At 62.0% G+C, this 12,996-nt stretch carries 13 protein-coding genes; 4 read left to right on the forward strand and 9 right to left on the reverse strand.

Annotation, left to right across the window (positions count from 1 at the left end; translation table 11 throughout):
* Positions 1–16: 16 nt before the first annotated feature.
* The 3 genes from ACEN84_RS06575 to ACEN84_RS06585 all read right to left on the reverse strand — a co-directional run bounded on the left by ACEN84_RS06575 (position 17) and on the right by ACEN84_RS06585 (position 3,088).
* A complete protein-coding gene (locus tag ACEN84_RS06575; protein WP_413710350.1) occupies positions 17–682 on the reverse strand; it encodes a methyltransferase family protein in 666 nt (221 codons plus the stop codon).
* A gap of 105 nt (positions 683–787) precedes the next feature.
* The gene (locus ACEN84_RS06580) at positions 788–2,011 is read right to left on the reverse strand and encodes an adenylate/guanylate cyclase domain-containing protein (protein ID WP_130282321.1); all 1,224 of its coding nucleotides are present in this window, start codon (positions 2,009–2,011) and stop codon (positions 788–790) included.
* A gap of 15 nt (positions 2,012–2,026) precedes the next feature.
* A complete protein-coding gene (locus ACEN84_RS06585) occupies positions 2,027–3,088 on the reverse strand; it encodes a LacI family DNA-binding transcriptional regulator (RefSeq protein ID WP_413710351.1) in 1,062 nt (353 codons plus the stop codon).
* A gap of 94 nt (positions 3,089–3,182) precedes the next feature.
* Between ACEN84_RS06585 and ACEN84_RS06590 the strand changes: the two genes are divergently transcribed.
* From ACEN84_RS06590 to ACEN84_RS06600, 3 genes are all read left to right on the forward strand, one after another.
* Complete coding sequence (locus tag ACEN84_RS06590) at positions 3,183–4,370, forward strand: phytanoyl-CoA dioxygenase family protein (protein WP_413710352.1); 1,188 nt, start codon at positions 3,183–3,185, stop codon at positions 4,368–4,370.
* A gap of 90 nt (positions 4,371–4,460) precedes the next feature.
* On the forward strand, positions 4,461–5,282 hold the full coding sequence (locus ACEN84_RS06595) for an SDR family oxidoreductase (RefSeq protein ID WP_413710353.1): 822 nt from the start codon (positions 4,461–4,463) through the stop codon (positions 5,280–5,282).
* 101 nt (positions 5,283–5,383) lie between these two features.
* The gene (locus tag ACEN84_RS06600) at positions 5,384–6,295 is read left to right on the forward strand and encodes an SMP-30/gluconolactonase/LRE family protein (RefSeq protein WP_413710354.1); all 912 of its coding nucleotides are present in this window, start codon (positions 5,384–5,386) and stop codon (positions 6,293–6,295) included.
* Between the two features lie 3 nt (positions 6,296–6,298).
* On the opposite strand, the gene ACEN84_RS06605 is transcribed toward ACEN84_RS06600, so the two are convergent.
* The 6 genes from ACEN84_RS06605 to ACEN84_RS06630 all read right to left on the reverse strand — a co-directional run bounded on the left by ACEN84_RS06605 (position 6,299) and on the right by ACEN84_RS06630 (position 11,704).
* Positions 6,299–6,592 (reverse strand): MurR/RpiR family transcriptional regulator, encoded by a 294-nt coding sequence (locus ACEN84_RS06605; protein WP_112719823.1) that lies wholly within the window; start codon positions 6,590–6,592, stop codon positions 6,299–6,301.
* A gap of 71 nt (positions 6,593–6,663) precedes the next feature.
* Positions 6,664–7,410: a ThuA domain-containing protein gene (locus tag ACEN84_RS06610; protein WP_130282331.1), complete on the reverse strand. Its 747-nt coding sequence runs from the start codon at positions 7,408–7,410 to the stop codon at positions 6,664–6,666.
* A 14-nt stretch (positions 7,411–7,424) separates the two neighbouring features.
* Positions 7,425–8,504, reverse strand: coding sequence for an ABC transporter ATP-binding protein (locus ACEN84_RS06615; RefSeq protein WP_413710355.1), 1,080 nt, complete (start codon positions 8,502–8,504; stop codon positions 7,425–7,427).
* Between the two features lie 19 nt (positions 8,505–8,523).
* A complete protein-coding gene (locus tag ACEN84_RS06620) occupies positions 8,524–9,435 on the reverse strand; it encodes a carbohydrate ABC transporter permease (protein WP_413710356.1) in 912 nt (303 codons plus the stop codon).
* A 1-nt stretch (position 9,436) separates the two neighbouring features.
* A complete protein-coding gene (locus ACEN84_RS06625; protein ID WP_112719827.1) occupies positions 9,437–10,324 on the reverse strand; it encodes a carbohydrate ABC transporter permease in 888 nt (295 codons plus the stop codon).
* 87 nt (positions 10,325–10,411) lie between these two features.
* Positions 10,412–11,704, reverse strand: coding sequence for an ABC transporter substrate-binding protein (locus ACEN84_RS06630; protein ID WP_112719828.1), 1,293 nt, complete (start codon positions 11,702–11,704; stop codon positions 10,412–10,414).
* Positions 11,705–11,903: 199 nt separating this feature from the next.
* Between ACEN84_RS06630 and ACEN84_RS06635 the strand changes: the two genes are divergently transcribed.
* A complete protein-coding gene (locus ACEN84_RS06635; RefSeq protein WP_413710357.1) occupies positions 11,904–12,908 on the forward strand; it encodes a Gfo/Idh/MocA family protein in 1,005 nt (334 codons plus the stop codon).
* The last annotated feature ends 88 nt before the right edge of the window (positions 12,909–12,996 follow it).

Consider the following 12,996-nt stretch of genomic DNA (forward strand, 5'->3'; position numbering starts at 1 on the left):
GCGAAAGCGGCCCTTTTCAGTAGATGCCAGGGATGAGCCGCCAGGTGTGGCTGCGATAGCCTTCATACTCTGCACCGAACTGCGATTTCAGAAAGGCTTCTTCTGCACGGATCCGCGCGATCACCGGCCATAGTGTCACAAGCACCAGGATCACCCCAACCATCGAACGGAAGGCCAGCGCCCAGCCGAGCGATGTGACCAGCAGCCCGACATAGCTCGGATGCCGGATAAACCGGTAAGGCCCTGCCGTCACCAATTCATGGCCCGGCTGGATGGCCACAAGGCCGCTGAACCTGCGGCCAAGCACAAAGACCGGCCAGAGCCGCAACGAGCCGCCGACGGCATAAATGATGACGCCGGCCCAACGCACGCCGTCTCCGCCGAATGTCCAGAAATCCAGCCTGTCAGTATAGGCAGGCAGGTAGCCGAGCAGAAAACCGAGGATAGCAAATGCCACAAGCACCCAGCGGTTCGATCTGTCCTCCCGCTCGCCACCACTGAGATTGCCCTTGCTGAACCCGGCCGCGACCGCCAGCGCGATGGTCACCACCGTCAGCGCCACCAGCGGCGGGTGACTGAAGAACGCTCCGAAACCTCCGAGCCCCGTAATCGCGAGAATGAGAAAGACGGAGGTCCCGAACAGCGACAGAAGCGTCAGTGCCAATGCAGATGAATTTTCCATGGCCTTGCTATGCGATGATCACGAACACCGAACCATACGCCACACCGGATTGTTCCCTATCGATGCCAAGGAAAAGCGGGCAGGCATGGGCAGAATGGCGATCGCTCAGAGATCAGCGCCGAGCCGCGCCGTCTCCAGCGTATAGAGCGCCTGCGCCCGCTTGACGCCGCGCAGCGCGTAGCGGCCGATGCAGGCAAGCACGTCGCGATCCGCCTGCGGAATGGTCTCGGCGAATTCCGAGGATATCAGCACGTTGAAATCCACCGACCGGCACATTGATGCGATGCGGCTGACTTCGTTGACCGCCGGACCGATGACGGTGAAATCCAGCCGCTCCTGGCTGCCGATATTGCCGTAGAAGACATCGCCGATATGCAAGCCGAGATAAACATCGGTCGTCGGGCGGCCATCGATCTGGCGCGCGGCATTGAGCGTCGCGAGCTTGCCGCGCAGCAACCGCTCCGCCTCCAGCGCCGCGCAGCAGGCGTCTGATGGATCATCCGCCTTGAAGATCGCCAGCACGCCGTCGCCGATCAGCTTCAAGACGTTGCCACCCGCCTCGTGGATCGCCGAGATGACGACTTCGCTATATTCGTTGAGGAAGGGCAGGATTTCCTCGGGCGAGGCGTTGTCCGAAATCTTCGTGTAATTCAAGAGGTCTGAGAACCACAGCGCCGCCGAAATCCGTTCCGATTTACCGCGGCTGATCTTCCCTTCCATGACCTGCCGGGCCGCATCCTCGCCGAGATAGACCTCGGCAATCGTCCGGGCGATGCGGCCGAGCCCGATGCATTTGATGGCAAGACCGAGCACCGGCACCAGCTTGCGCAGGATGACGAGATCGTGGTCCGAAAAGCCTTCGGGATGGCGTGTCGAAAAATGCGAGAAGAAGCAATCCATCTCGCCGATCGTGCCCTGCTTCTCGAAGCGGTGGATCATCGCGACATAGTCGGTATGGCCCAGCTCGGCCATCTTCTCGAGCATCTGGAAATCGGCGGGATCACCAAAACCGAGACGGCGGCGGACCTCATTTTCCGTACCGGCCCAGAGATAATAGAAGGCCGAGCGCTTCCAGCTCTCCAGCGCCTCGCCTTCGCCGGTCGGGCCATATTCGAATTCGGACTCGACCTCCTGCTCGCTGTCGAAGCGGAAGGCGCGCCCCTCGTGAACGGGATGCAGCGTATCCATCAGCGCCATGCCGCGGTCGATCTGCAGGCCCTTCTCGCGGCAGGCGATGCAGAAGCCGTCGAGGAGCTCGGACTCGGTCGCGCCCTTGAGCCCCTGCTCCGTCAACCAGGTCGCAATGGTTCCGATGTCGCTATATTCCATCCCGTCCACCTCGCTTCAGCCCACCACTACCCCGATTTCATCCTTTGCGGAAGCATAGTGGTCCGGCATGTTGAACGGCGTGATGATCTCAACGGCAGAGAGTGGTCCAGGCCCGCCCCGCGCCGCCTTCGAGACGCGGTCGAGAATGGCACGAAACGCCGATCGCGCATCGCTGCGCAGATCGTGATGCAGCACGAAATTGATCTTGCCGGATGCAAGCAGCGACCGGTTGTCGGCATCGAGATCATGCGCCACGAAAACGCGAAGCTTCCGGCCGGCCGCCTCGAAGGCCGCCAGCACCGCGCGATTGCCACCGCCGATCGAATAGACCGCATCGATGGTCGCATCCGATGCCAGCGCCCTGGCCGCCAGCGAACCCGTTGCCGCATCCGTGCCGTGGCCCTCGCTAATCTCGGTGATGCCGATAGCCGGATAATGTTCGCGGATCACGCGGCGAAAACCGATTTCGCGCTCCTCCTCGCCGCGGAACCGGCCGCTCGAGAGTGTCACCAGCACATTGCCCGGCGTCCCGCCGAAGACCGAGCCGATCAGATAGGCCGCCGTCTCGCCCGCAGCCCTGTTATCCGCACCCGTATAGGCAACCCGCGGCGAGTTCGGCAGGTCGGTCACCAGGGTCACGACGGGAATGCCGGTGTCATCGGCGCGCCGGACGGCGGCAACCACTTCCGGCACATCAGGCGCCTTCAGGACGATGCCATGCGTGCCGCGCAGCCGGATGCGGTCGAGCAGCTGCACCAGTTCGGCTGGCTTCATCACCTCGGCGAAATGGAACCGGCAGCGGAAGACGGTCGGCAGCAGCGTTGCGACTTCCGCCTCAAAGGCGGCGCGGACGGCATCGCTGAACCGCACCGGCGTTTCCATGACGATATCGATCGCCAGCTTTCGCCCTGCCACTTCGGCACCGGCCTGCTGCTTCTCGAGCTCGGCAATCGCCGCCTTCACCCGCTGCTCCGTCTGGCGGCGTACACCTGCCCGTCCATTCAGTACCCGGTCGACAGTTGCTGTGCTGAGACCGGCCTGAAAGGCGATGTCCTTGACGAGAAAGGGATGAGCCATAGCTGCCGTTCTGATGGTTTTTTGATGGATTTCTGATCTATATCAGCAAATCATGCGGCGTATAGTTCCTTCATCAGATTTGGAGGAGCACCTGATGAAAACCGACAACCTGCAGAAAATGCGCGCCGACCGCGTCTGGCTGACCGAAGACGCCTGCGATCTTGGCGATTTCCGCGCGCTGGCCGAAAAGACCACGGCGCTGGCCGATTACCCGACCGCCGATAGCGTCGAGAAGAACGTCCTGATCTACGACAGCCGCAAGGTGACCGAAGCGATTGCCGATCCCGAAGGCCGCCGCGCCGTGCTGGCGGAGATCTGCGAAGCCTTCGGCGAAGGCCCAGGCGTCGTCGTCTTCAAGCGCGCTTACGAGGATACCTCAATCATCGACCGCGCCAGCCAGATCTTCGACGAGATCATCGAGGAACAGCACCGCACCTCGACCGGCGGCGGCGACCATTTCGCAAAGCCCGGCGCCAACGACCGCATCTGGAACTCGCTCGAAAAGCACTGCCTTGCCGATGCCGAGAATTTCGCGCTCTACTACGCCAACCCGATCGTCGCGATTGCCAGCGAAGCCTGGCTCGGCCCGAGTTACCAGATGACGGCGCAGGTCAACCGGGTCAATCCCGGTGGCGCGGCGCAGTCGGCGCATCGCGATTATCACCTGGGCTTCCAGTCCTCCAAGGTGATCGAGCAGTTTCCCGCCCATGTTCACAAGCTCTCGCCGGTGCTGACGCTACAGGGCGCCGTCGCCCATTGCGACATGCCGATCGAAAGCGGCCCGACCCTCTTCCTGCCGCACAGCCAGACCTATGTGCCAGGCTACCTCGCGCTCAAGCGTCAGGAGTTCCGTGATTATTTCGACCAGCACCACATCCAACTGCCGCTGAAGAAGGGCGACGTCGTGTTCTTCAATCCGGCGGTCTTCCATGCTGCAGGCACCAACCGCTCGGCTGACATCAAGCGCGTCGCCAACCTGCTGCAGGTCTCCTCAGCCTTTGGCCGCGCCATGGAGACAGTCAACCGCGAGCGGATGAGCGCCAAACTCTTCCCGGCGCTGAAGACGCTAAAAGGCAAGCTCTCGGAAACGGGCATCGCCAACGCCGTCGCCTCCTGCGCCGAAGGCTATTCCTTCCCCACCAATCTCGACCGCGACCCGCCGGTCGGCGGCCTGGCGCCGAAAACGCAGGCGCAGCTTATGCATGAGGCGCTGAAGGAAGGCTGGAGCGACGCGGCCTTCACCAAGGCGCTCGCCGATCAGGCGGAGAAGAAGCTGACCTGATCAGCTCACAAGAACGACACCATTGAAGCCTCTCGTTTCGACGAGGGGCTTTTGCCGTGAGATCACCATTCAACACATCGGAGGAACCATATGAGCACAGGTACCAGCCGCCTCGACGGCAAGATCGCTATCGTCACCGGCGGCACACAGGGCCTCGGCGCCACCATCGCCCGGCTGTTTGCCGAGCGCGGCGCCAAAGGCATCGTCATCTGCGGCCGCAATGAACAGAAGGGCAAGGCGAAGGCCGAGGAGCTGTCGTCGAAAACCGGCGCCGGGGTCGTCTATGTCAAGGCCGATCTCGGCAAGGTCGAGGATGCGCAAAATGTCGTGCGCGCCTGCGACGAGACCTTCGGCCGCGTCGATGCGCTGGTGAATGCCGCAGCGATCACCGACCGCGGCACGATCCTCGACACCAGCCCCGAACTCTTCGACCAGATGTTCGCCGTCAACGTGAAGGCACCGTTTTTCCTGATGCAGGAGGCCGTCAAGGTGATGCGGCGCGAGAAGATCGAGGGAACGATCGTCAATATCGGCTCGATGTCGGCAAAAGCCGGCCAGCCCTTCATCGCCGCCTACTGCGCATCCAAGGGCGCGCTGGAAACGCTGACGAAGAACACCGCCTATGCGCTGCTGCGCAACCGCATCCGCGTCAACGGCCTCAACATCGGCTGGATGTCTTCGGAAGGCGAGGACCGCATCCAGCGGGAATATCACGGCGCCGCCGAAGACTGGCTGGCGAAGGCCGCCGCGAGCCAGCCCTTCGGCCGCCTTGTCGACCCGGAAGAGGTGGCCCGCGCCTGCGCCTATCTTTCCTCTGCCGAATCCGGCCTGATGACCGGCTCCGTAATCTGCTTCGACCAGTCGATCTGGGGCGCCTATGACGGCTCACCGCATCCGGTCGCCGCCCTCTAAGTGACTGCCGGAGCCCGGTAATTTTCAGCGCCGGGCTCTGGCACCGCTCACCGTTTGCGTTTACGAAAGACACGGCCAATCGCTTTGGGAGGAGCAATTCAGTGTCCGAAACCCCGCTCTACGACATCCGTGACGAACGTTTCCGCGGCCTGATCGCCGGCAGCGCCCGGCTCGAGGAGCTCTATAGCGGCTGCCGCTGGGCCGAGGGTCCGGTCTGGTTCTCCGACATGAACTGCCTGATCTGGAGCGACATCCCGAACGAGCGGATGATGCGCTGGGTTCCGGATGGCGGCGTCTCCGTGTTCCGCTCGGCATCCAACTATGTGAACGGCAACACCAGGGACCGCCAGGGCCGGCTAGTCTCCTGCGAGCATGGCGGACGGCGGGTCACCCGCACCGAGGCCGATGGCCGCATCACCACTCTCGCCGACAGCTACAACGGCAAGCGGCTGAACTCGCCGAACGACGTCGTCGTGAAATCTGACGGTTCGGTCTGGTTCACCGATCCGAGCTACGGCATCATGTCCGATTATGAAGGACACAAGGCCGACGAGGAGCAGGAGACACGGAACGTCTACCGCATCGATCCGCAGAGCGGAAAGGTTGAGGCGGTCGTCACCGATTTCATCCAGCCGAACGGCCTCGCCTTCTCGCCGGATGAAAAGCAGCTCTTTATCGCCGATTCAGGCTCGTCCCACCATGAGGTTCCGCGCCACATCCGGGTGTTCGACGTGATCGACGGCAAGACGCTAGCCAACAGCCGCTTCTTCTGCACGATCGACAAGGGCGTTCCCGATGGCTTCCGCTTCGATGTCTCAGGCAATCTCTGGAGCAGCGCGGCCGACGGCGTTCACTGCTTTGCGCCTGATGGCACCCTGCTCGGCAAGATCCTGATCCCGCAGACGGTCTCGAACATCTGCTTCGGCGGCTTCAAGAAGAACCGGTTGTTCATCACGGCAACACAGTCCGTCTATTCGATCTACACGACCACCAACGGCGCGCAGTATCCGTAAGGCTCAGGAGGCGCGGCGGGCCGATTGGCGCAGGCCGTGCTGAAAGCCCTGCTTCATCTCGGCGAAACCATCGAAGCCGAGATGCTGGGCAAACCGCACGACGCTGGTTTGCGACACCTTGCAGCGCTCGGCGATCTTCTGGCTGCTTTCGAAGGCGAAAACGTCAGGCCTTTCGGCCGCGAGCCGGGCGAGTGCCGCCAGCCGCTCTGGCACGTTGCGATGCACCGCCGCCCAGAAATTCTTGCTGATCAGGAATTCGTGGACGTCGCTTTCAGCCTTCAGCGAAATCAGCTGCATCGCATTCCTCCTCGATGAATGCCGCCCGCGGAGGCCGGAGCGAGACCGCCCCAGCCCCCACGGGAGGAAGCTCAGACCTTGCCGTCAGGGCGCGGATGCAGCGCTTCGGCGCGGTGCCAGTTTTCCAGGATCCGGCCATCCCTGTGCTTCTGCTCCGCCCAGCGGATGCCGTTGGAGATGACCTTGTGGATCGTCTTGTCGTGATAGATCGGATAGGTCTCGTGGCCCGGGCTGAAGAAGAAGATGCGCCCACGGCCGCGCTGCCAGGTGCAGCCGCTGCGGAACACTTCGCCGCCTGAGTACCAGGAGATGAAGACCAGCTCGTCCGGCTGCGGGATATCGAAGGGCTCGCCGTACATTTCCGAGGCATTGACCTCGAAGAACGGCGGCAGACCCTCGGCGATCGGATGCGAGGGATTGATGACCCAGACGCGCTCCAGATCGCCCGCCGGTGACTCGCGCCACGAGAGATTGGCATTGGTGCCCATCAGGCGGCGGAACAGCTTGGAGTGATGGCCGGAATGCAGGATGACCAGGCCCATGCCCTTCAGCACCCGCTGCTGGATGCGGTCGATCAGCCCGTCGCTGACCTCCTCATGCGCCATGTGGCCCCACCAGAGCAGCACGTCGGTATCGTTGAGCAATGAATCCGGCAAACCTTCGTCCGGATCATCCAGCGTGCCGCGGCGGATCTCGAAGTCGGGATGCTTGATGCCGGCCGCGATCGCGCCATCGATCCGGTCAGGATAGATATCCTGGACTTCCTTGTGCACCTGCTCGTGCCGGCCCTCGTTCCAGATCGTAACCTTGATCGTCATGATAGTCCTCGATGTTATGAAAGATTGGCCGAGCGGATGACCCGGCCCGACGCGTCGAAGAGATGGCAGGCAGCCGGATCGGCCGAAAGCGAGACCCGATCCCCGGGCCGGACGGCAATATCGCCATCGGCGCGAACGATGATCGGATCCTGCGTGGTGCCGACGGTGATGTAGGTTTCGACGCCGAGCCGCTCGACGATCGCCACCTCTGCATTGAAATTGCCCTGCCCCTCGCCGACGATCTTCAGATGTTCGGGCCGAACACCGAGGCGCACTTCGCCCTGCGGCACCGATGCGGCATCGGGCAATTCCATCCTCAGCCCGATCGGGCTATCGAGCGCGATCCGGCCCGCCTGTCGCGTTGCGGTCGCCGGGATCACGTTCATCTTCGGCGAGCCGATGAAGGTGGCGACGAACTCGTTCTCCGGCTGATGATAGAGGCTCATCGGCGCGCCCTGCTGCGCAACCGTGCCCTTGTTCAGGACAACGATCCGGTCAGCCATCGTCATCGCCTCGACCTGGTCGTGGGTGACGTAGACGACGGTCGCCTTCAGCTCGCGGTGCAGCCGCTGCAACTCGGCACGCATCTGGACGCGCAGTGCGGAATCGAGGTTGGAGAGCGGCTCGTCGAACAGGATCAGCGACGGCTTCTTGATGATCGCCCGTCCGATCGCCACGCGCTGGCGCTGACCACCCGAGAGAGCCGCCGGGCGGCGATCGAGGTAATCCGTCAGCTGCAGGATCTCGGCGACGCCCTCGACCTGCTTGCGGATCTCCGCCTCCGGCACCTTCTTCAGGCTGAGCGAGAAGCCGATGTTTTCCGCGACGGTCATATGCGGATAAAGCGCGTAGGACTGGAACACCATGGCGATGCCGCGCTTGTCCGGTGGCACATCGTTGATGCGCTGGCCATTGAGGATCAGGTCGCCCTCGTCGATGCCTTCCAGACCGGCGATCATGCGCAGCAGCGTGGACTTGCCGCAGCCCGACGGGCCGACGAAGACGGCGAACTCGCCATCCTCGACGGTGATGTCGACGCCCTTGATGACTTCCAGCGCACCGTAGAATTTGCGGACGTTCTTGAGATTGATCATTCGGTTTCTCTTTCTTGTCTCAGCCCTTCACGCCGCCAGAGAATGTCTGGACGAGGAAGCGCCGCGCGAAGCCGAAGGCGATGACGGCAGGCAGGAGGTAGATGAAGGCAAGAGCCGCCAGCAGGCCGTAATCGATCTCGTTGATGCGCAGGAAGGCGCGGAAGAGACCGAGCGGCAGCGTCTGCAGTTCCGGCGACGACAGGAAGATCAGCGGCAACAGGAAATCACCCCAGGCCGACATGAAAGTGAAGAGACCGGCAGCGGCCAGACCCGGCAGCGCCAGCGGGATCAGCACCCGGCGGATGCGCTGGATCATGGTCGCGCCGTCCATGACGGCCGCCTCCTCGTAGTCACGCGGCAGCCCATCGAAGAAAGTCTTCATGATCCACAGCGCCAGCGGCAGCTGCATGGTGGCAAGTACCAGCATAATGCCGAGATAGCCATCGATGAAGCCGGTCCAGCGCATGATGTCGCGGGCATAGCTGCCGAACACCGGCCGTAGCACCGCGCCCTCGGCATCATTGAGCGTCAGCAGGAATTTATAGAGCGGCACGACAAGCGCCGTCGGCGGCAACACGCGGATCAGCAGGATGGCATAGAGGAAGGGCAGCTTCCACCAGGCCCGGGTACGCGACAGCGCATAGCCTCCGAGACCGGCAAGCACCATGACGATAAACGTTGCCCCGCCAACGACGAAGAGCGAGTTGAACAGCCACTTCGCGCCGTCCTCCTTGACGAAGACACGGGCATAATTGGCAAGCGTCCATTGCTCCGGCCAGCGCAGGAAAAGCTGCGCATTGCCATCGAAGGAGGCGAGCAGCACCCAGAAGAACGGTACGGCACAGAAGATCGAGATCAGCGACAGCGTCGCGTAGGCGAGAAGGTCGGAACGCGTCTTGTTGGCGCTTTCGCTTGGAGAGATCACGGCCATATCAGATCTCCACCTTCATGGCCCGCACATAGGCAATGCCGAGGATCAGCGAGATGACCAAGGCAACAACTGCGACCGCAGCGCCATAGCCGAGCTGGAAGGCCGTGAAGGATTGGTTGTAGATATAGATGCTGACGAGCTCGGTCGCTCCACCCGGACCACCGCGGGTCAGCGCATAGACGAGACCGAAGACGGCAATCGTCGAGACGGCGGAGATCAGCATGTAGAGCAGGATCGTCGGCATCATCAGCGGCAGCGTGATGCGGCGGAACATCTGCGACGGGGTCGCGCCATCCATGCGGGCAGCCTCGTAGATTTCGTTGGGAATGGTGCTCAAACCGGCGGTGAGCAGGATCATCGCGGTCGCGATTCCGCGCCAGGTATTGACGATGATGATCATCGCCAGCGGAAACGTGTTCAGCCAGTCGGCGGGCGTGATGCCGAAGAAGCTGACGATGCGCGACAGCGTCGCGTGTTCGCCGCCGGCCAGCATCGAAATCCACATGAAGCCGGCAACGACTTCAGGCGCCGCATTCGGCAGCAGGATGATCGACGAGAAGATACGCCGGAAACGGATTTCGCGGCGAAGCGCCATGGCGGATACGAGGCCGAGCACGAACTGCCCGATGATCGCCGAACCCATGACGAAGAAGAAGGTGACGAGCAGCGAGTTCCAGAACTTCGCGTCGTTGAACAGCCGCGCGTAATTGCGCAGGCCGACGAAGCGCGGGCGGAGCGCCGCAGCACCCGTCAGGGCCTCGTTGGTGAAGCTCAGATAGAGCGAATAGAGCGCAGGATAGATGACGAACGCCAGCAGCAGCACGAGCGAGGGCAGCAGGATGATGAGAAGCTGGCGCTCGGCGCGGCGTTCATGAGAGTTTCTGATCATCGAAGCTCACAACCTTATCGAATGAACCGGGAAACGCGGCAAGAGCGCCGCGTTCCCCAATCTTGGGCGGGAGAAGGTAACCCAAGCTTACTTTACGGCGTCGTCGCCGAGCGTTTCCTTGACGTAGTCGACCAGGATCTTCTGGGCGCCAGCCGCATCGGTTTCCTTGCGCAACAGCGCTTCGGTTGCGCGGGCAACACCTTCCGAGACGGTGCCGAAGCCGGAAGCCTGCTTCAGGAACACGCCGTTTCCGGCAGCAGCATGGATCGGAACGAGTTCCGTCAGCTTCTGGAAGTCGGCATTCTTGGCCGCATCCTTGCTGGCCGGAATGTTGCCGATGCGGGCAGCGTAGGAGACCTGCGTTTCGACCGAGCCGATTTCCATCAGCGCCTTGATCGCCAGTTCGGCATTGGCCGACTTGGCATTGACGGCCCACGGGGCGGCAAGGTTGGCGAGAACGTACTGACCGCCGCTCTGGCCCGGAACGGTCCAGGTGCCAACGACCTTGGTCACGTCAGGGATCGGGTTCTTGCTCTCGCGGCCCCAGTCGAAGATGTAGCACCAGGAGCCGCAGGTGGTGGCAGCAAGCTTGCCCTGCGGGAACATCTCATATTTCGGCACGACCCACGGCTCCGGTCCGAGCAGCGGCTGAACCGGCATCAGGTCGTTATCGATCAGCTGCTTGTAGACGTCGAAGACATCCTTGACGCCCTCGCCGTTCAGATCGAGCTTGCCGTCTGCATCGACGATCTGCGGCGTCTTGGAGCCAACAATCAGATGCTGGAAGCCTTCGTCGAACGCACCGCCGCCCCAGGCGACACCGGCCGGGAAGAGCAGACCGTAAGCGCCGGTCTTCTTCTTGATCTCGGCAGCGCGATCGAGCAGGTCCTTCCAGTCCTTCGGCTGGTCGGTCGAGATACCGGCCTTTTCGAGAACGTCCTTGCGATAGTAGATTTCCTGAATGCCCAGCATGAAGGGCATCACGTAGGTCTCGCCATCGGGGCTGACGGCCAGCTGCTTGGCGACGTCATAGAGACCGTTGTAGCCTTCCCAGGCCTTGAATTCCTTGGTGACCGGCGCGAGGTAGCCCGCCTCGACCATATCGGCAACGGCCGATGCCGTCGGGATCGAGAACAGGTCGGGCGCATTGCCGGCGCCGAGTTCGGTCAAGAGCTTGGTGAGATAATCCTTATCCGGCGCCGGATATTCGACGACTTCGACCGTCACGCCATATTTCTTTTCGATGCGCTCGACCGTCGACTTCATGGCGTCGATGCCCGACTGACCATGGTTGGCGATGCGGATCGTTTCAGCATGGGCCAGCGTCGAGACCGCGCTGAGCAAAATGGCGCAAAGGCCACCGATAACCGTCTTCTTCAACGGAAGTCCTCCCTCTTTAAAACATGGCGCCCTCCAGCACCTGCGGAAAATGTACACGCATTCCTATATCTGACAAGTCGATTTTCACGGCGATCTCTATCCAAATTTTAATACATTGATTTTCAATGATTATTTATAGCTTGCCAGTCGTGATTGCTTTGTGTAATCGTTTGCACAATGAGTTTCGGGAGGATTTTTCATGGTTGAGAAACTGCGCCTCGGCGTCATTGGCGCCGGGCTGAAAGCGGCCGAATATGCGGCCAGCTGGGCACGCATGCCCGAGATCGAATTCGTCGCTCTCGCCGATACGATCCCGGCCTCGCGCCAACGGCTGATCGACGTCTGCACGGCAGCCGGCGCACCGGCGCCCGAGGCGTTCGAGGACTATCGCGAGATGCTGGCGACGCGTCGTGATGCGCTCGATATCATCTACATTTCCACGCCGCACGCCTTCCACGGCGAACAGGCTGTCGCTGTGGCCGAAGCGGGCCTCGATCTCTTCCTCGAAAAACCGATGGTAACGACGGTTGCCGAAGCCGAGCGGCTGATCGCGGCGCAGAAGAAATCCGGTGTTACCATCGTCACCGCCTTCCAGGGCGGGCTCTCGCCACTGGTCCTCGACACCCGCAAGCGCGCGGTGGCCGGCGAATTCGGCGATCTCATCGCCATCTCCGGCATGATCTGGGAAAGCTGGGCATCGAACTATAGCGGCCACTGGAAGCAGCAGCCGGAAATCTCCGGCGGCGGCTTCATGTTCGATACCGGCGCGCACATGATGAACACCGTCTGCCTGCTGGCGAACTCGGATTTCGAGAGCGTCTCGGCTTACATGCACAATCACGGCCGGAAGGTGGATATTGCAACCGCAGTCTCCGCCCGGCTGAAGAACGGCGCGCTGGCGACGCTGACGGCCGCCGGCGAAGGACCTCCCGGCTGCGCCTCCTACATCACCTTCTTCTATTCCAAGGCGATCGTTCGCATCGACGCCTGGGGCGGCTGGCGTGAAATCAGCTTCGGCCGCACCAGCGAAGCCCGCGAAGAGGCCGAAATCCTCGGCAATCCCATGAAGAACTTCCTCGCAATCCGGGCCGGAAGCATGGAAAACTCCGGCTCCGTTGAAATGGGTTTGCGATTCGCTAAGCTCTGGGACGCAATCAAGGAATCGGCAGCGGCGGAGGGAGTGCCCGTCAGGATCGCCGACTAAGGCAATTCCAGCAAGACTGCGCAGCGGTTTTGCGTCTGGAATTGCATAACAAGGGATAGACCATTCCGCCACTCGAAGAAGAGCGGAA

The sequence above is a fragment of the Rhizobium sp. Rhizsp82 genome (assembly GCF_047325115.1).
Lineage (GTDB): Bacteria > Pseudomonadota > Alphaproteobacteria > Rhizobiales > Rhizobiaceae > Rhizobium.